Origin of the sequence: Pedobacter antarcticus, assembly GCF_900112985.1 — a bacterium.
In the GTDB taxonomy this organism is placed as follows: Bacteria; Bacteroidota; Bacteroidia; order Sphingobacteriales; family Sphingobacteriaceae; genus Pedobacter; species Pedobacter antarcticus.
This window is the reverse complement of sequence record NZ_FONS01000004.1, coordinates 249,679-267,420: the sequence shown is the minus strand read 5'-3', so window position 1 is coordinate 267,420 and position 17,742 is coordinate 249,679. Positions and strand designations below refer to the sequence as shown.

16 protein-coding genes and 1 tRNA gene are annotated in these 17,742 nt (G+C 38.8%); 7 read left to right on the top strand and 10 right to left on the bottom strand.

The window, feature by feature from the left end:
- Positions 1 to 7 precede the first annotated feature (7 nt).
- Positions 8 to 2,437: an AsmA family protein gene (locus tag BM192_RS10935; RefSeq protein ID WP_037444308.1), complete on the bottom strand. Its 2,430-nt coding sequence runs from the start codon at positions 2,435 to 2,437 to the stop codon at positions 8 to 10.
- Positions 2,438 to 2,530: 93 nt separating this feature from the next.
- Between BM192_RS10935 and BM192_RS10930 the strand changes: the two genes are divergently transcribed.
- The 4 genes from BM192_RS10930 (at position 2,531) to BM192_RS10915 (ending at position 6,561) form a co-directional block, all read left to right on the top strand.
- Positions 2,531 to 3,463, top strand: coding sequence for a hypothetical protein (locus BM192_RS10930; protein WP_037444310.1), 933 nt, complete (start codon positions 2,531 to 2,533; stop codon positions 3,461 to 3,463).
- A 139-nt stretch (positions 3,464 to 3,602) separates the two neighbouring features.
- A complete protein-coding gene (locus BM192_RS10925; RefSeq protein ID WP_037444312.1) occupies positions 3,603 to 4,256 on the top strand; it encodes an NAD(P)-dependent oxidoreductase in 654 nt (217 codons plus the stop codon).
- Positions 4,257 to 5,283: 1,027 nt separating this feature from the next.
- Positions 5,284 to 6,435 carry a PepSY-associated TM helix domain-containing protein gene (locus BM192_RS10920; RefSeq protein ID WP_037444314.1) on the top strand — a complete coding sequence of 384 codons (1,152 nt, stop codon included), beginning with the start codon at positions 5,284 to 5,286 and terminating at the stop codon, positions 6,433 to 6,435.
- A 52-nt stretch (positions 6,436 to 6,487) separates the two neighbouring features.
- A tRNA-Asp gene (locus BM192_RS10915) sits at positions 6,488 to 6,561 on the top strand.
- Positions 6,562 to 6,844: 283 nt separating this feature from the next.
- Here the strand turns inward: BM192_RS10915 and BM192_RS10910 are convergent.
- Positions 6,845 to 7,123: a winged helix-turn-helix transcriptional regulator gene (locus BM192_RS10910; RefSeq protein ID WP_262496582.1), complete on the bottom strand. Its 279-nt coding sequence runs from the start codon at positions 7,121 to 7,123 to the stop codon at positions 6,845 to 6,847.
- Positions 7,124 to 7,343: 220 nt separating this feature from the next.
- Between BM192_RS10910 and BM192_RS10905 the strand changes: the two genes are divergently transcribed.
- A complete protein-coding gene (locus tag BM192_RS10905) occupies positions 7,344 to 8,189 on the top strand; it encodes an SDR family oxidoreductase (RefSeq protein WP_037444318.1) in 846 nt (281 codons plus the stop codon).
- 151 nt (positions 8,190 to 8,340) lie between these two features.
- On the opposite strand, the gene BM192_RS10900 is transcribed toward BM192_RS10905, so the two are convergent.
- A complete protein-coding gene (locus BM192_RS10900; protein ID WP_037444320.1) occupies positions 8,341 to 9,138 on the bottom strand; it encodes an SDR family oxidoreductase in 798 nt (265 codons plus the stop codon).
- 130 nt (positions 9,139 to 9,268) lie between these two features.
- On the opposite strand from BM192_RS10900, the gene BM192_RS10895 reads away from it, so the two are divergent.
- Complete coding sequence (locus BM192_RS10895) at positions 9,269 to 9,628, top strand: winged helix-turn-helix transcriptional regulator (protein WP_037444323.1); 360 nt, start codon at positions 9,269 to 9,271, stop codon at positions 9,626 to 9,628.
- A gap of 46 nt (positions 9,629 to 9,674) precedes the next feature.
- Here the strand turns inward: BM192_RS10895 and BM192_RS10890 are convergent, their stop codons facing one another.
- The 4 genes from BM192_RS10890 to BM192_RS10870 all read right to left on the bottom strand — a co-directional run bounded on the left by BM192_RS10890 (position 9,675) and on the right by BM192_RS10870 (position 13,956).
- Positions 9,675 to 10,574: a helix-turn-helix domain-containing protein gene (locus tag BM192_RS10890; protein ID WP_051760225.1), complete on the bottom strand. Its 900-nt coding sequence runs from the start codon at positions 10,572 to 10,574 to the stop codon at positions 9,675 to 9,677.
- A gap of 215 nt (positions 10,575 to 10,789) precedes the next feature.
- Positions 10,790 to 11,617: an SDR family oxidoreductase gene (locus BM192_RS10885; RefSeq protein WP_037444325.1), complete on the bottom strand. Its 828-nt coding sequence runs from the start codon at positions 11,615 to 11,617 to the stop codon at positions 10,790 to 10,792.
- A gap of 538 nt (positions 11,618 to 12,155) precedes the next feature.
- A complete protein-coding gene (locus BM192_RS10875; protein WP_201771419.1) occupies positions 12,156 to 12,863 on the bottom strand; it encodes a LytR/AlgR family response regulator transcription factor in 708 nt (235 codons plus the stop codon).
- On the bottom strand, positions 12,847 to 13,956 hold the full coding sequence (locus BM192_RS10870; RefSeq protein WP_157282945.1) for a sensor histidine kinase: 1,110 nt from the start codon (positions 13,954 to 13,956) through the stop codon (positions 12,847 to 12,849). Before BM192_RS10870 ends, BM192_RS10875 begins: the two co-directional genes overlap by 17 nt.
- Before the next feature lie 129 nt (positions 13,957 to 14,085).
- Here BM192_RS10870 and BM192_RS10865 point away from each other — a divergent pair, with 129 nt between their 5' ends.
- Positions 14,086 to 15,918, top strand: coding sequence for a serine hydrolase domain-containing protein (locus BM192_RS10865; protein ID WP_037444331.1), 1,833 nt, complete (start codon positions 14,086 to 14,088; stop codon positions 15,916 to 15,918).
- 213 nt (positions 15,919 to 16,131) lie between these two features.
- On the opposite strand, the gene BM192_RS21190 is transcribed toward BM192_RS10865, so the two are convergent.
- The 3 genes from BM192_RS21190 to BM192_RS10855 form a co-directional block, all read right to left on the bottom strand.
- On the bottom strand, positions 16,132 to 16,266 hold the full coding sequence (locus BM192_RS21190) for a hypothetical protein (RefSeq protein ID WP_262496583.1): 135 nt from the start codon (positions 16,264 to 16,266) through the stop codon (positions 16,132 to 16,134).
- 22 nt (positions 16,267 to 16,288) lie between these two features.
- The gene (locus tag BM192_RS10860; RefSeq protein WP_037444515.1) at positions 16,289 to 16,777 is read right to left on the bottom strand and encodes an OsmC family protein; all 489 of its coding nucleotides are present in this window, start codon (positions 16,775 to 16,777) and stop codon (positions 16,289 to 16,291) included.
- 146 nt (positions 16,778 to 16,923) lie between these two features.
- Positions 16,924 to 17,502 (bottom strand): fasciclin domain-containing protein, encoded by a 579-nt coding sequence (locus BM192_RS10855; protein ID WP_037444517.1) that lies wholly within the window; start codon positions 17,500 to 17,502, stop codon positions 16,924 to 16,926.
- Positions 17,503 to 17,742: the final 240 nt, after the last annotated feature.

Genomic DNA, 17,742 nt, shown 5'->3' with positions numbered 1-17,742 from the left:
GAACGGCCTAGCCGTTCTTATCTTTCTTGCGAATCAGCTTAAATTTGATATTCCCGTCATCGCCGTCCGTGGCCAGAATATGCACGACGATCCCTTTCATTCTTCTTTCTTTTATTTCTTTCTTATCTTGAATACCATCATCCTTTTTAGGATTTCTTAACGGTACGTCCAAATAGATATTCGTTCCTTTACCCATCGAATAAACCCCTTCCAAATCTACATTCAGAATGCTTGAATTAATTTGCATAGGTTTAATAGTAATCAGATTACCCCGTACCAGAAAGTTGCCATGTAAATTGTCAAATGTGATATTATCAAGATCACGGAATGGAAATGCAAATTTACCTACGCTTTTCACCGCGTCGTAATTAAGCAGGGCCCCTCTTTTCAGGTCAAATTGTATATCCCCGTTCATAGATCCAGGTAACATCTTTCCCTGATTCGAGATATTTCCACTAAGATTAACTTTCGTAAAAAAATTACCTTTCAGGTTTTTATAGGTCGGACTTTTCAGGCCAAAATTATCAAAAGCATAAAAGAAACTTCGGATATTTACGTTGTCAACCACCGAATTCAGCTTAAATTTATTCCCGCTGCCCTGCTGCGTTAAACTCCCATTCAGACGAATTGCACCTCCCCCATGTTTCATAGTTACATTCTTAAGCTCAAGACCTGTTTCTGAAAGAAAAACGTTGGCATTCATACCCGTGCCGATAAACTTCCCATAATGAACCTGGTCAACTTTCATCTCGATTTCAGCTTTGCCTTTCTCCAGCATCTCGTTCATCTGATCCTTGAAATTTGAATTCTTTTTAGCTTTGGCAACCGGTTTCCTGCCCTTTCTGCTACCCAGAAAACCCATAAATTCTCCAAGATGTATCTGGGGACTGTACATCTTCCATTTCAACAGGGTTTTTTCGGGAGCGTTATAGTACAGATTCATGAAGTTGGCAATACTGCCGTCCATATTAATTATACTTTTTCCGGTTTGCAGGCGGATATCACGTATAAATAAATCATTTCCTTTAAAGTCCAGCGTTATGGAAGTATTCTTAAAATTGACGTTTCTGGGTACATAACTCACATCTGCATTCTTTACACTGACCAAACCGGTAACTACTGGTTTGACCAATTTAAAATCTACAATATCTGCACTATAATGCAAGGCAAGGTCTGCACTCCCCTTCGTAAATTTCAGAATATCCTCTCCAACAACAGGATTGAGTTTAGTAACCTCAAACTTAGAGCGGAAAGTACCCGTAGCTATTGGCTTATCCAGGTTATGAATAAAAGCTGTATCGATTGTAAATGGCATATCTTTATATTTCCCGGAAAAACGATAAAGCTTAATAGCCGAATTAGCATCGGTGAAACCCTTGCCGTTAATAAAGTTATTGGTAAACACGCCTGCAAAATTACAGTCGTCTACTGCGCCACCAGGACTGGTTAATTTGTTATCCTTCACAGATGCGTTTACCAAAATTGAAGGATCGCCCGCTCCCATATTGCCAGATATAATACATTTTACATTTATCGGCTTCTCCAGGTTAAACATATTTAGTTTAGAGGTAATATTTGGTGCAAGTAAAGCAGAAGCATTACGCCATAAAATGCCGTTAGCTTCTATATTGATTGCAAAATCTACAGGATCACTTTTGATATTAAACTTCGCCCCTATGACAAACGGGTCGTTGCCGATGTTTAACTTATTTGGCTCCACGGTAAGGATACCGGTGCTGTTGCTGTACGAAATATCCATTTTACCTTCCAGCACTTTATCTTTAATAAAGGACCCGCGTTTAGTATTAAAAGCCAGACTTCTGACGAGTGTTTTTAATTTAATATCTGCTTTCCAGCCCGAAAATGGATAGTCAACTTTACCGCTGAATTCATCAACGGCAAACAGAAACAATTTGTTCCCCTTTCTGTTATCCAGAATAAAACGGACATTGTTTAAATCAAAACGTCTAATCTCTGCCGGAGATGACTTATCTTCTTTAGTTCTGGTCGTATCTTTAGTGGATTTAAATATCGATGTGTTACTGTATCCGGTGCTGTCTGTATAGAGATAAATCTCAGCATCATTGATATATATCCTGCGAATTTCAACAGTCCCTTTTAACAAGGCCAATGCATTAACAGAAACAGAAAGATCCTTCGTATTTAAGAAAGTATGTTTATGAGTGTTCCATAGACTATCTTTAAGTTCCACATCTGATAATTTAACGGAAACACCGGGGAAACCCTTTAAAAAACTTGGCTCCATACCACCTACTGTTAAAGTACCGTTCAGACTTTTATTCAGCTCTTTCGTGACCGAAACCAGGAGTTCTTTTTTATGAGAACTTACGTAAATGCCAAGGCCAATGAACACAACGATAATCAATAAAATAAGGGCAGCAAATACCTGCAGGACACGTTTTAACCAGATTGGCATAGAGTAGGCGTAAATTATTTAATGATAAACATTTGACAGGAGAATTTGTTTTTGGCCTGTTTCTAAAGTATTTTTATACTAAAATAGAAGAATATGAACAATTCTAATATAATCCAATCGAGAATAAGAAAATTTATGCTTACCGTGGTAGGCATATCCGGATTATTGACTTTTAACCCGGCAGCAGGCTCAGCGCAGACGACGGTGAAGGGAAAGCCGGTAGAACAGGTGAATTTCCAGCAGGACAAGTTCGGGCGGATCTTCTTCCCGGTAAAGATTAGCAAAGACACTGCAACTTTATTGTTCAGTACATTCGGAGAACCTGTACGTCTGAGTTCCTATTTTCAGAAGACGGAAGAGCTATTTCCTGGCTGGGAATACATGATGCAGACGGACCGAAACGGGAAAAGCCATAGAAGGCTCATATTTAATCTGCCTAAGATGGAGATTGGCAAAACCAAAGTCAGATCACTGCCTGTACTGGTTAACTATGCATTTCCAGATTCACTGGTTACCGGATCTACCGGCACAAAAATGCTCAGCAGATATAACTGGAGCATAGATAATGATAATAAGAAGCTGGCTTTCTCTAAAGGTGCCTTTCTGCCTTCTAATGAGTTCACTGCTATTCCCTTTGCCAAAAACACTGCACCGCAGGTCTCTGTGGGAATTGATGGTATTATAGAAGACTTCAAACTGGATCTGGGTTCTGGTGCGTCCTTTCAGGTAAACACAGAAAGTCCGCTTGGCCAGGCCCTGCTGAAAAAATATCAGCCACGCCCCCGCGTTACACTCACCTCTACAGTACATGCAAGAAAACTCGTAGATACAATCTATAAAATACAGGTACCGGAGTTACAGTTTAACGGTTTAACCCTTAAAAATCAACAAATTACACTCAGCACAGCTTTCCCCCACCATCTGGTTGGTGCTGCATTCCTGAATCAGTATAATATTGTCATTAATCACTCTGGCAAAAGAAAAACAGGAAACAGCTTCATCTTAGAGGAAAGAAAAAAATCTTAAATCCAGTTCTAAAGAACCCGCATTGAACTATTCATGCGGGTTCTTTTTTGTCCGGTGGAAGCTGTCCAGCCAAAAACGCGCAGGCCTGCGAAGCAATAAAATGGCAGGGAATTTGAATTTCACCTTAAAACAGAATTTTATGAATATTGCAATCATTGGAGCCACAGGATTTGTAGGTTCAGCCATTTTAAACGAAGCATTAAACAGAGGCCATCAGGTTACAGCGCTGGTCAGAAACCCTGGAAAATTAAGCGTACACCACGAGCATTTGAAAATTGTTAAAACTGACATTCTTAACATCGGACAGGTAAAGGATGCATTATCGGGTAATGACGCAGTAATTAGCGCTTACAATTCCGGATGGTCTAACCCCAATATTTATGATGATTTTATCGCGGGGTCTAAAGCTATACAACAAGGTGTCAAAGAATCTGGTGTGAAGCGGCTTATTGTTATCGGTGGTGCAGGCAGCCTTGAAATTAAACCTGGATTACAGCTTATCGATACTCCTGATTTCCCGGAAGCCTACAAACCAGGTGCATCCGCAGCAAGAGACTATCTGAATATCATCAGACAAGAAAACGAACTGGACTGGACTTATTTCAGCCCGGCACCTGAAATGAATGTAGGCAATCCTGGTACCAGAACCGGAAAATACAGAACATCGAAAGATACTCCCGTTTTTGATGAACACGGCCGGAGCAAGCTTTCAGTAGAAGATTTAGCTGTGGCAGTACTGGACGAGCTGGAAAAACCGGCTCATATCCGTGAGCGCTTTACAGCAGCATATTAGCCTCACATTCTTCGAAAATCCATTTTTTATTCATTTAACGAATATTATATAACACAAGGCGGAACATTTTGCAGTGTCCACATAAAACGTCGACTAGGGTTCAAGCGAAATGTTCCATTTTTTATATTTAATCCTGAACACGACTTCTGTCAAAACTTGAATAATTATACCTACAAATATTTAACAATCAGATAGTTATAGTTTAGTTTCCATTTACACTTAATGGAACAATTAGCTTATTTCTATTATAAAAAAACGTGTTTCTAAGCATATAATTGGGCAAAGGATGGGCTTTAGATAGGCCAGCCCCGGTAAAAAATGGGCCAACTAAGACCGACACCAGCACAAGACCCGAACAAGGCTGTGACCAGGTACATTTTAGTCTTGCAGGAGTCGGATTCGACTAAAAATCTCAATTATCGTCAGCGACCTTACCAATAACACATAGTCTTGTGGGTATCATGTGGGTTTCATGTGGGTATGTTGTAGGGTTCTTGTGGGTTTTACAGGAGCAACAGTAACAGCTCACCCCAACAAGACCCGAACAAAACACGGACAATACTCCAATTGATAGTTATCGATGTCTTATCCTGAAATGGCTATACAGTTTGCTGAATTAATTTTAGATAGACTATACACGCAAATTTGTTATTCCTATTCAATTATACAAGCTGCTCTTTTTTTCTTTGAATCTAGAAAATCTGCAAGGTGGCATTATCATTACGATGATTGCAAAACAAGATTTGTAACGTTCGGGTCGGCTTCGGGTCAACATCGGGTTGGGCTCAATAAAAGTTCGGGTTCCAGTCGAACAAGGCTAAAACCTGGTACACGCAAGACCCACACAAAACACAGGCAATACTCCGATTAATAGTTATTATAATAGCCGGGCATTAACAGTGAAAACCGGGTAGCTCCCTACTTTTCAGGCCAGGTAAATATTTGTGCCGGCAAATTTGTTCGATTAAATAAATTTGCAGTGCTTTGTTAAACCTTAACAAGTCTAAATAAGGCACTCCTATAAATAATGACAAAATTTCGAAAGGCTACGCAACAAATACATCTCTGGCTAGGCCTGGTAACTGGTTTAATCGTATTCATAGTTAGCATAACAGGCTGTTTATTTGTGTTTCAAAAAGAAATATCCGATCTGGTCCATAAAAAGACATTCTTCGTACAACCTCCTGCCCAAAAGACACAGTTGCCATTCAGCTACCTGCTGAGTCAGGCTTCAACCGCATTGGGAAAAGATAAAGCCATAAATTATACGGTGACCTATAAAGATCCGGGAAGAGCATGGGAGTTCATGACTTATAAAGCGGGTGACCCGAAGGCACTTACTTATTTCGGATCCTTAGCACATTATGAATCGATATTCGTCAACCCATATGACGGAAAGATAACCGGTCACTATGATTATAAATATGACTTTTTCAATATCATTAAATATCTTCATTGGGGACTGTTATTGAATCCGGATTATGGGCAATATATTGTTGGATACAGCACCTTAATCTTTGTTTTCATGCTGATTACGGGAATAATCTTATGGTGGCCAAAAAAATGGAGCAAAACCAACATCAAGAAGAGCTTTACAATTAAATGGGGTGCCAGCTTTAAAAGACTGAATTACGACCTACATAATGTACCCGGTTTCTACACTATGTTTATCACGCTAATCTTAGCGTTATCGGGACTGGTATATGCATTACCCTGGTTTCAAAAAACGGTTTACGTAATTGCTGCCCGTACTTTTGAGCAGCCTGAAATTAAGTATGAGGTATCTACCCCCGCTCCTTTTACAGGAAAACCATTAGACAGAATATTTATCGAATCACAAAAGTTATTTAAAGAAACAGACCGAATTGCAGTCAGTCCGCCACTCAGCGAGGAAGCAGCAGTTTTTGTTACCGGAATACGCGGCAAAGAAGTGTATTACGACTTTGATGTACTGCAGTTTGACCAGTATTCCGCCAAACTATTAAATAGGAGAAATTACGATGAAATGAACGCCGGCGAAAAATTATCGGCAATGAACTACGATATTCATGTGGGCGCAATTTTAGGCCTGCCCGGCAAAATCCTAGCACTAATTGGGGGACTTGTAGCTGCTAGCTTACCCATATCAGGCCTGATGATCTGGCTGGGAAGAAAGAAAAAGAATAAAAAACAGAAATAGATTTGCAATTGAAATTCTATTTTCTATCTTTGCAGCCCCGCAAGGGAGAAACGGACCGGTAGTTCAGCTGGTTAGAATGCCGCCCTGTCACGGCGGAGGTCGCGGGTTCGAGTCCCGTCCGGTCCGCAAAAAAAGTAGTAAAACATTCAAAAAGCCTTTAATCACACTATTAAGGGCTTTTTTGATTTAAAGACTCCCCGAAAACGTCGATCCTATGCCAATGCCCATCTTTGATCGAGGCTACCTATTCTTCTTCTAAAACAGCTTTGACTTTTTACACGGTATCGCTACGTGAACATTTAAAACTTATTGGCAGTAAATTGAAAATATTTTAGAAAACAGTGTTCTGGCAAGATCATCACATTAGTTTCTATAATAGGAATGATCAGCCCCCTGGCGGGAGAGCTTGTTAGGACATCTTTTCTTTATACTGGTTAACCCAGGCTTCCATGGAATCAAATACATTTGATAAACTAGAACCCTCAGCTGTAAGCTCATACTCAACACGAGGAGGAGACTCGCGATACGCCTTACGGGTAACGAACCCGTCCCGTTCCAGTTCCTTTAATTGCTCTGTAAGTACTTTTCTGGAAAGCCCGTTGATCCGAACATCAATTTCACCAAACCTTTTTGGTCCCAACGCTAAATAATATAGTATGATAGGTTTCCATTTTCCTCCCACCAACATTAAAAAAGAAGTTATTGGGCATTTTACGTTTTCAATCGCCATAGACTCTGTTACCTTAAGGTTACTACTTTTTTCGTTCTCTATTTACTACTTGTTACTTAATAAAACTTTTATTAGTTACTTTGTGAAACAAATGTACATCTTTTCCTAACAATGCAATAAATCAATATTGGACACCGGAAAAAATAAGGCAATTATATAAAATATTAAATCTTAAAAAATGAAAATAGGAATCACTGGTGCGACAGGACATTTAGGTCAATTGGTTATCGCAAAATTGAAAACAAAAACAGCTCCGGAAAATCTGGTAGCATTGGTGCGTAACCCTGAAAAGGCTATACAATTGGGTGTTGAGGCAAGGGCTTTTGATTATTCAAAATCAGATGGCCAAGTCGACGCGCTGAAAGGAATCGATGCCCTTTTGCTTATTTCAGGCAGTGAAGTCGGACAACGTATTTCACAACATCAAAATGTAATAAAGGCAGCTAAGGAATCAGGTGTAAAATGGATTGTGTATACCAGTTTACTGCACGCCGCCACTTCTGAAATGGCTTTGGCACCAGAGCACGTGGCTACAGAAAAAGCATTGGAAGAATCTGGCATAACGTACACTATTTTACGTAATAGCTGGTATACAGAAAATTATGCCGCATCTATTCCGGGTTCCGTTCAAGCCGGTGCAGTTATCGGAAGTGCCGGTGAAGGAAAGATTTCCTCTGCTACCCGTGAAGATTATGCAGAAGCTGCCGCAGCGGTCTTAACTACAGATGGGCATGAAAACAAAATCTATGAATTAGCAGGTGATGAGGCCTATACCCTATCCGAATTTGCCGCTGAAATCTCCCGTCAGTCTGGCAAGGATATCCCTTACCATAATTTGTCCGAAGCGGACTTTACTGCTGCACTAGTAAACATTGGCTTACCAGAAGGATTCGCACAAGTTTTAGCAGATAGTGATGCGAAAGCGGCAAAAGGTGCTCTTTTTTCTGATAATAAAACATTATCCCAACTGATCGGACACCCAACTACCCCCTTGGCAACTGTAGTAAAAAGTTTTTTGGTATAAATAAAAATTAACAGGTTTACCCCGCAGGTTGAAAAGATAGGTCTGGAAATATTTAATTTTCAGGCATCCGTACCTTAAATAGTTCAATTCAATCAGGAAGAACTGCACTGGCTGTTTTCTTCCTGATTGATGCCATTTGCTAATCCGACCGTTACTTCACTACAGGGAAATTACCTCCATCAATAAAATAATTTGCGCCTGTAATGTAAGAGGCTTTTGGCGAGACCAGGAAATTAACCAATTCCGCAGTCTCTTCCGGCTCGGCCATTCTTCCTAAGGGCACCCCGCCAACTCTTTCAAAAAGCGTTTGTGTCATTTCATCGACCGTGATACCAGATTTTTTAGCTAAATCTTTTAAGAACACCTCCATAGCCTCAGTTTTGGTCAATCCTGGAGATACTGTTAGCACCCTCACGCCTTGAGGACCTGTCTCGTCTGCTAAGGCTTTACTATATGCATTTAATGCCGCTTTAGCGGAACTGTAAGCCATGGTTGACTCCCATATAGGAAACTGTCCGCTGGTGGATGATATATGGATAATAACGCCGCTTTTTTGCTGGAGCATTTTAGGCAACAACGCCCGGTCCAAACGCACTGATGACAGCAGGTTGACTTGAAATGCCTGGTCCCAGTCGTCATCTGTCAGCGTACCGAACCCTCCGCCAGGATAAGTATTCGCGCCCATATTATTCACCAGGATATCTACCCCACCAAATAATTCATTAATCTGCCCGGCTACTTTGATCACATCTGCCGGTAATGATAGGTCTGCCGCGATGAAATGATGATCCGAATCTGCTTCTACCGGACTGTTTCGCGCTGTTACGATCACTTTAGCCCCTGCCCTTGCCAACCTGTTTGCGATAGCCTTTCCAATACCTTTTGTACCGCCCGTTACTAGTGCTATTTTTCCTTCCAGGTCTCTGTCCTGATTTTGTTGATTACTCATTTTATAAAAATTAATTTACTTTTGTTTCGCAAAGTAACTAAAGCAAATGCAGGCAATTACTATTCTGCCTGATATTAGCAGTTACCTGGTGGTGACTAAAGGTTATTAACTGGTAACATATAAGTAACTAATGAGAAAAATGCTGCAAAATCCGGAAAACTGTGCTGTAGTACGCACTGTAGGTTATATCGGGGGGAAATGGAAGCCGATCATCCTGATCCGCTTATTAAATGGAGGCAAAGTGCGTTTTGGAAAATTGGCAGTACAAATGCCTGATATATCCCGAAAGATACTTAGTCAACAATTGAAAGAGTTGGAAGAAGATGGTTTGATCCTGCGTTACAGCTACATGGAAAAACCGCCACGCGTTGAATATGAACTAAGTGAGTCTGGTAAAACACTAATCCCTGTTTTGAAAGCCATGTACGACTGGGGCATTCAAATGGAAGACCCCGCAACAAGAGGGACCTGGGATCCAATTGTCAAGTGATCTTTCAACCTGTTAAATTCAATTCCTGAAATAGCTTGGCGTAACATTAGCTTGGTGTAACATTAGCTTGTCTTCGAAAAAAGTGGTTAAAATGCGATGAGTCTTTAAACCCAAGGCTGTAAGCAATTTCCGATATACTCCAGTTAGTATGTTTCAGCAGAATAATGGATTCCCTCAGGAGTCGCTCATACAAAATTTCGCTTGTAGACTTACCAGTTATTTCTTTTAAAATACGGTTTAGATAATTTACATGAACGTTAAGGTTTTCAGCAAAATCACTCGCTGTCCGAAGGTGTTTATGCCTGGAAACATCAACAGGAAACTGCCGATTGAGCAACTCGTGAAATATGCTGTGCAACCGCTCTTTCGAAGAAAGTGCATGATGCCGTTCCGTAGCTGGATGCAGTGTGTTTGCATAATGTATCAATTCATTAAGGTGATTTCTAATCAGGTCATCTTTGAACGGGTAGTCGGATTGCTCCTGGCGTTCAATTTTTGAGAAGATAGCTTTTACTTCTTCTACCTGATTTTTATCAAGCAGAAAGATCGGTTTGGATTCGTTATCGAATAAGGGAGATTGTCTAATGGTTTGATTGAAATAAGTATTATAGTATAGCTCAGTAAATATCATGTAGCCAGCATTTTCTTCTTCCTTTAATTGCGTTATGGTATAGGGAACCCATGGGCTAAAAAAGGAAAGTGAACAACCAAAGGCTTTTATACTCTCATCACCATAATGAACAATGTATTCACCCTTCAGTAAACTAACCTTGAAGAAGTCCCTTCTTCTGTAAAGAATTGGATTTCCAGACAAGCATTCGGCAGAATTAAAAAAGCGGAAAGGCTTATGCTGCTTGGAGTCTGAACCAGGCTGCAGTCTTAAGGTCTCAAAGTCTTTCAATTGTTCACTTTTATGAATCAATCTATTGGTTTTATCCTCTTTCATAATAACACCGATGTTTCGTAAGATATAAAGCTGCTTAGAATTTTAAGCGGCTTTTATCGTCCTATAAATTTATAAATAATTAAGCTCCGGTTGCCTGTTGACCATTAATAAAGCCGCTAAGGGCGAGCGAAAGTAAGTTCTGAGCCATCAGCTTGCGGCCGCAAGGCCCATTCCTGCGCCGGTGATAAGTACTGTGCTTTCTTTGAAATTCATGGCTATTGTTTTTTATCTAAATATTCTGGAATAAACCTTTCACGCATATAGTCTACATAAGACTGATCATCTCCATTTTGCATTTTTCCTATATACAGTTCCGTATCTCTACCTGCTTTGTATCTCAATTGATCGTTATCATCAGTTGCTGCTATGAAAATAGTTTCCGCTATTTCTTCGGGCTGAGAAGTCATAGTATCATATTTAGCCCAGTTTCCTAAGCCTATTTTAATAAATTCCTCATATTCAGGAACCTCCCCTGCTGTCAGTTCTGCTCCACCAACAAATTTTGTAGCTGTTGAGCCCGGCTCTACTATTTTTGTACGTATTCCAAAGGGGATTAATTCATAGGCAATAGCTTCGGTTAATCCTTCCAGAGAAAATTTGGTTGCGTGATAAATACTACAGGTTGGAAAAGTAATTCTTCCCCCCTGCGAAGTGATATTGATTATGGTTCCTGAACGTTGTGCCCTGAAATGAGGAAGAATAGCCCTCAAAACACGCATTGGTCCAAATACGTTAGTGTCAAATATTTTATTCACCTGATCTTCTGTCGCCATCTCAAACACGCCAAATATTGCAGCTCCGGCATTGTTCACGACTGCGTCAATCTGTCCGAATTTATTTATTACAGCGTCGATAGCTTGAGTGATGGTTTCAGGTTTCTGGACATCCAAAGCAACAACAAGAGTATTATCCAATTGGTTTAATTCCGTTTCATTGGATGGGTCACGCATCGTAGCGACCACATTCCAGCCTTCGTTGTTGAATTTTAATACTGCGGCTCTTCCAATTCCCGAAGATGTACCTGTAATTAATACTGTTTTCATTTTTTCTTAATTTAAAGTCCGAAGAATAATATATCCCACTCATTTTCACAAATCTGCTGAAGATGCCGTATATCCTTTCTCTGCCACTAATTCAGCATGATTTTGCAAATCCCTTTCAGATTCCAATTTTTCAATAATGTAATAGGACTATTCCCTGTGGGTTTCTGGAAGATATCTTCCAACTCAATTGATGAATGCTCTTTCTTTGGAAATTCCGTGATTACAGTAGTCATAATATTATTCTTAATTATTATGATACAAAGTTATCAGGCCATCGGATCAGAAAATTGTTCAATGCAAACCAATGATTGTCTGATTCAAACCTTCATTGAAGAAACGGAGGTAAACGAAAGCGTAATAGCTGCGCTAAAAACTCTTGAAGACTCAGTAGTTGAAACCATTCAACATCGTGCGTATGGCGATGTTTAGGAGCGATAAACGAAGTATTGATCACTCTCGAAGTGGTATAGATTCCCCTTGCAGCTGATCATGATCTAGAGTAATAAAATGTGCATCTTTTACCTTAACCTTAATTGTATCAGTTATCTTTTATATTTAATGTCATCATAAAACTCTCTTTAAAACTGTAACCAATTGGTATTTCGAAATTTCTCATAAATATCCGATTACCCTCAATATGATTTATTCTAGTTCTATTAATAATAAAAGATCGATGAACACGGAGAAACTGTCCTTCTGGTAATAGTTTTTCCAAACTAGATAGTGCCATTTTAGGCTTTAATATATTATCTTCAAAAACAAGATGCGTATAATTACCTTTGGCCTCCAAATAGAAGATGTCACCTTTTATAACATTGTAAATTTTGTTTTCGGTCTTAATCAGAATAAACTCATCATTTGTCGCAGCAGAGTTATGAGAATTGTCAACAGGAATCGATACCCTATCGACCGCTTGTATGAATCTCTCTAACGAAAATGGCTTAACAAGGTAATCAGAGGCCGCTAAATCGAAAGCGGTAGCTGCATATTTTTTATAGGCAGTTGTAAAGATAATTCGTGGAGGTTTTTTAATAGTGACCAAAAAGCTAATCCCATCTAAAACAGGCATATTTATGTCTAAAAAGACGACGTCAACTTTTTGATTTAAAAGAATATCCCGTGCTTCAAAAGCACTTCCGCATACACCAACTATATTTAAAATTGGGAGATAACTACAATAATCAACAAGAATTTTTCTTGCTATTGGTTCATCATCAACAATTAAACAATTAAGATTTTGCATCATTTTTAATTTTTAGATTTACGCAAAAGTCACTTTTTACCTTACCATAATCCAGACTGTAATTGTCTCCATATAACAGATCGAGTCGTTTTACAGTCGTTACTATCCCCAATCCAGATTCCATATCGTCCCGGACACCGACAAGCCCGTCAGGACAATTATTTTTAATGAAGAAGTGAATAAATTGTTGGTCTACCCATATTCTTATATCTATCCTAATTTGTTTGTCCAAAGTGTTTTTCGCGTGTTTGAAAGCATTTTCCACAAAAACAATCAGCACCATTGGCGCAATATTTATATCGCCATTAACCTTAGTAATATCTACATTTAAAACCAGCCGGTCGCTAACCCTTACCTTTTCTAAATCAATAAAATTATTAATATAGTCCAGTTCATCATTTAGTTTTACATATGTCTCACTGGAGCTGTAAAGAGCGTAGCTTAATAATGCAGAAAGTTTAAGCAATAGCCCCGGTACTTTCCTATGTTCGCTAATAGATAGTCCATATAAATTATTTAAAGTATTAAAAAGAAAATGTGGACTCAATCTATTTGTAAGTAAGTTTAATTCAGTTTCAGCTTGGTTTTGCAAAATCTTTACTTCATTAATTTGCTGTTGTATTACTGTTCTGGTAATAGCTATAAATCCACCACAAAATATCATAATGATAACAAATAGCGGGGTGGTAATCAAAAAGTCAGACACGTCACCTTCATTCGTATTCCCGAAAAGATAGATTAGCAAACTTGTACTGATTATTGAAAAAACTATAACAGTTATACCCCCGAATAATATAAGGTAAGCCCACCTGTTTTTTATTAAAAATTGCCGTGTAAGCCATCTTCCAGCATAAACACAACAAACGACCATCACGTAAAACAAAAATGCTCTTGGGATAATTTCTATAAAATCACGCTTCTGCAATGTCACTAAAGCCGTAGCTAAAAAAAGACCTACAAGAAAATAAAGATGTACTTTGGTTCCTTTTTCGAATAGACTCGCAATGGCTTTTTTAATTACTTCCATGCCTCGAATATCCAAAATGAAACGTATAGTTTCAGGAATAAGGTTAAACATTAAAATATTGGTGTCCATCTCCATGAATCAGGTGTTTAGGATTAAGCACCATATTTAACACATCTGTGTATAGATTAATAGCTTCCGAACCCACTCTGGGATAATGTTTGATTATCGGATCATATTTGCATCAGTTAAAAAAATAATATGCAAAAATGTATCTTTTTCATACTCGCGTTCCAGATTAGCACTGTTTGTTGTGCACAGGTTCCTAAAGCAATTAACTCTATTAAAGATCTCACCGATTCTATAGCTATCCTTGTTCGCAAAAACAATATTCCAGGTCTGATGCTTGGAATTACAACAAAAGATTCTGTCTTATATTCTGGCGGGTTTGGTTATGCAGATATAAAAATTAAACGACCGGTAACTAACCGGACGCGTTTCAGGTTGGGATCCATAACAAAATCCTTTATGGCTATAGCTATACAGAAACTTGTTGAGCAGGGGAAATTGAACCTAAACGACCCGTTAAAAGAAATTGCACCAGAAATACCATTTACAAATAAATGGGAAAACTCTAACCCGGTCAGAATAGTTAATTTACTAGAAAACACATCCGGGTTTGACGATTTTAAGCTAAACAAAATGTATAGTATTGATCAAAAATCATATAGTACAAAAAAAATGATGTTACTTCAGCAGTCCTCAATGAGTTGCAGATGGAGACCTTCAGAAAGATATACTTATTGTAATGTAAACTATGTCATACTTGCTTATATCATATACAAGCTCACTGGTATGGAATATGATCAATATCTGACGGATAACATACTTACGCCCCTTAATATGAACTCTTCTGGTTTTAACGCCTGGAGCCGGACTCCAGATCAAAATGTTAAAGAATACAGCAGTTCCTCGGGGCATCTGAAAGAAGTGCCTTCAGTAACACTTTTGCCTGCAGCCGCGGGATCTTTATGGTCATCGTCTGACGATATGATAAAATTTTTACAACTTTTCCTTAAAAATGGTTTCCCAATCCTAAAACCAGCAAGCATTAGCAGAATGGAAACCCCTACTAGTTCTTTAGCCGCCAACGCCGGATTAAAAAGTGGATACGCTTTGGGTAATGAGGATTTTGGAAGGCTCAGGGGACATGATGGCATATTAGGAACGTGCAGATCAAGCTACAGGTATGACAGACAATCAGGATATGGGTTCGTTATATCATCTAATGCAAACGGCCTTGCTGGTATCGAATCTTTAATCAACGGGTACCTGATGAAAAATAAACCTACGGCAGGTGTAAAAGCCCAACCTTTAAATATAAAAGAGATAACACCATACTTTGGCTATTATCAGCTAGAAGATCCGAGATTTGATTTATTAGCATTTGTAGATCGTTTTATGCTTGTAAAGATTGAGGTTGAAAATGACACAGTTAATTTTAACATCGTTGGAAAGAAACATAAATTATTACAGACCACTCCGTTGATCTTTATCCAACCGGGATCAGAGACAGCTGAAATAGCTTTTGCGACAAATGGGGATGGCAAAAGAGTTTTAATTATAAATAAACATTACGCTGAACAGGTTTCTGCTATAAGCGCTATAAGCTGGCGAATAGTGATGCTTTTAGCCGGTATTTTTGCAATGTTGTCGGTTTTAATGGGATTTGGTGCTTTATTTTACTTCACCTTTAAGAAGTTAAGCTTAAAACAACTTAAAATAAGAGTGCTACCAATGATAAGCGTCATGTTTCTCTCCTGGGGAATCTATTTCTTTATGGAGGTAAAAAAGAGCAATTATTTACTTTATCAGCTTCAAGTGCCAGGTTTAATCTCAATTTCTATTTTTTTAGGATTTACCCTTTTCGGTATTTTTTCTATCCTGAATCTCTTTATTGTATTCAAGGAATGGACTGCTATTCGTACCCGACTCAGTAGATGGATTATAGTATCGATATCGTTCTCATTAGTCTTTATTTGTTATGTTCTGCTTATAAATGGGTGGATAGGTCTTATGACATGGACGCTTTGAATTTGGGGATTGTTTTATTAAATCAATGCCAGTATTTAATCAGCTCTTCGGATTATTATATTCATGGACAGGCGCCTTCACGATTCCGAATGTAAAAGGATTTACGTTGGGCATAACTTTGTGATACCTTATCATTATCTAACAGCAAATCCTTTAAAAATCTCCTTACGCTCTTTTCTTGTTTTGCTGCCAGCACTTGCAAAAGAATTGTATTTAAGTGGAGTTAAGCACCGGCCCGTCTTTTTCTACATACCACGCCTTAGACTCCGAATTCAGGACGTCTCCCTCAGCTATGATTGAAGCAACAGTAGTTGTTGCTCCTGGTACATCTACTAATCGGTTGACCAAAACTCTTCTATAAATGGTATTTCTAATTGATATCGGGTTTAGCATTTACATTAACCACCGGTACATGTTTCACCGGAAAATTTACAGAGTTCGCAATAAAACATAATTCACTGGCTTTTTTATGGAATTCCATTGCTCTTTCAACCATGGAAGGGTCGGCAACCGTCACCACAGGATTGAGTACAACCTCAACAAAATGACCAGATCCATCTGATTTGGTTACCATCAGGCCGGTCGCGTTGTCAACATAGTCTACTACGACTACTCCCCCGACTGTGCAGACATGCAAATAAGATAAGAGATGACAGGCACTTAGTGCTGTGACCAGCATATCTTCGGGATTATATTTGGTTTTATCTCCTCTGAATGTTGGATCTGCAGAGCCAATAAGAGTTTCCTTTTCTGCGATACCTACTGAATACTCACGCCCATAAGCTTTATAATCAGAAGTGCCCTGCCCCTTATTTCCATCCCATTTTAAAGACAATTTGTAGTTATGTTCTCTATTCATCGGAACAAAAATACCAAAAGCTTTCATTTTAATGAGCTACAATCGTAAATGGTTCCTTCCGAACCTCTAGCCAATTCACAAAAAAAGACCGCTTCTGAAACGTCGGTCCAGAAGCGGTCTTTTTGAAGTATTTAAATCTGAAGTCGTTATTTCGGCATCAGCACGGTATCTACTACATGAATGACACCATTTTTTTGGTTTACATCTGCAATAGTTACTGTACTCATTCCACCTTTTGCATCTTTCAGTACCAATTTTTTACCGTCCATCCAGGCCCATAACTTTCCGCCTTCAACAGTTGTCAATTCAGCTTTACCATTTCCGGCTTTAATTGCAGCAGCAATTGCTTTGCTATCCATTTTTCCGGAAACAACGTGATACGTTAAAATTTTAGTCAGTGCAGCTTTATTCTCTGGTTTAAGCAAGGTGGCTACAGTTCCTTTAGGTAGTTTATCAAACGCAGCATTAGTCGGGGCAAACACAGTAAATGGACCAGTTCCTTTTAAGGTTTCTACTAAACCCGCTGCTTTAACAGCTGCAACTAATGTAGTATGATCTTTAGAGTTAACAGCATTATCGATAATATCCTTGGTAGGATACATTTCAGCGCCACCAACCATTTTAGTGTCTGCAGACATTTTCATGCTCGATTGTGCTTTAACTGCTGTTGTTGAAGCAAATGCGATAGCTGCTATTGCAAATGCGGATAAGAATATTTTTTTCATTTTAGTTTTGATATTTGCCATATGTACGGTGGATATACCCGTCACGGTTTCCAAAAAATAAAATAAACTATCAAAACACTGATTTTCAATTCAATAATCGCTTTAAAAACTTTACTCCTGACTTAAGCCCTCCTAATTAAATCCGGTAAACCCAAAAAGAAATACACCTGCGGCTGCAGGACAAGAGATCAACCTGCTCATACGTACATGGAGAACCATTTCCATTATTACGACCATTAT

Excerpts from the sequence above, each read along its gene's own strand:
- BM192_RS10905 (WP_037444318.1), top strand. The coding sequence starts at position 7,344 with ATGAAAATAGGAATCACTGGTGCGACAGGACATTTAGGTCAATTGGTT.
- BM192_RS10930 (WP_037444310.1), top strand. The coding sequence starts at position 2,531 with ATGAACAATTCTAATATAATCCAATCGAGAATAAGAAAATTTATGCTT.
- BM192_RS10855 (WP_037444517.1), bottom strand. The coding sequence starts at position 17,502 with ATGAAAAAAATATTCTTATCCGCATTTGCAATAGCAGCTATCGCATTT.
- BM192_RS10920 (WP_037444314.1), top strand. The coding sequence starts at position 5,284 with ATGACAAAATTTCGAAAGGCTACGCAACAAATACATCTCTGGCTAGGC.
- BM192_RS10875 (WP_201771419.1), bottom strand. The coding sequence starts at position 12,863 with ATGATGCAAAATCTTAATTGTTTAATTGTTGATGATGAACCAATAGCA.
- BM192_RS10870 (WP_157282945.1), bottom strand. The coding sequence starts at position 13,956 with ATGGACACCAATATTTTAATGTTTAACCTTATTCCTGAAACTATACGT.
- BM192_RS10860 (WP_037444515.1), bottom strand. The coding sequence starts at position 16,777 with ATGAATAGAGAACATAACTACAAATTGTCTTTAAAATGGGATGGAAAT.
- BM192_RS10890 (WP_051760225.1), bottom strand. The coding sequence starts at position 10,574 with ATGAAAGAGGATAAAACCAATAGATTGATTCATAAAAGTGAACAATTG.
- BM192_RS10900 (WP_037444320.1), bottom strand. The coding sequence starts at position 9,138 with ATGAGTAATCAACAAAATCAGGACAGAGACCTGGAAGGAAAAATAGCA.
- BM192_RS10895 (WP_037444323.1), top strand. The coding sequence starts at position 9,269 with ATGAGAAAAATGCTGCAAAATCCGGAAAACTGTGCTGTAGTACGCACT.
- BM192_RS10865 (WP_037444331.1), top strand. The coding sequence starts at position 14,086 with ATGCAAAAATGTATCTTTTTCATACTCGCGTTCCAGATTAGCACTGTT.
- BM192_RS10935 (WP_037444308.1), bottom strand. The coding sequence starts at position 2,437 with ATGCCAATCTGGTTAAAACGTGTCCTGCAGGTATTTGCTGCCCTTATT.
- BM192_RS10910 (WP_262496582.1), bottom strand. The coding sequence starts at position 7,123 with ATGTTGGTGGGAGGAAAATGGAAACCTATCATACTATATTATTTAGCG.
- BM192_RS10925 (WP_037444312.1), top strand. The coding sequence starts at position 3,603 with ATGAATATTGCAATCATTGGAGCCACAGGATTTGTAGGTTCAGCCATT.
- BM192_RS10885 (WP_037444325.1), bottom strand. The coding sequence starts at position 11,617 with ATGAAAACAGTATTAATTACAGGTACATCTTCGGGAATTGGAAGAGCC.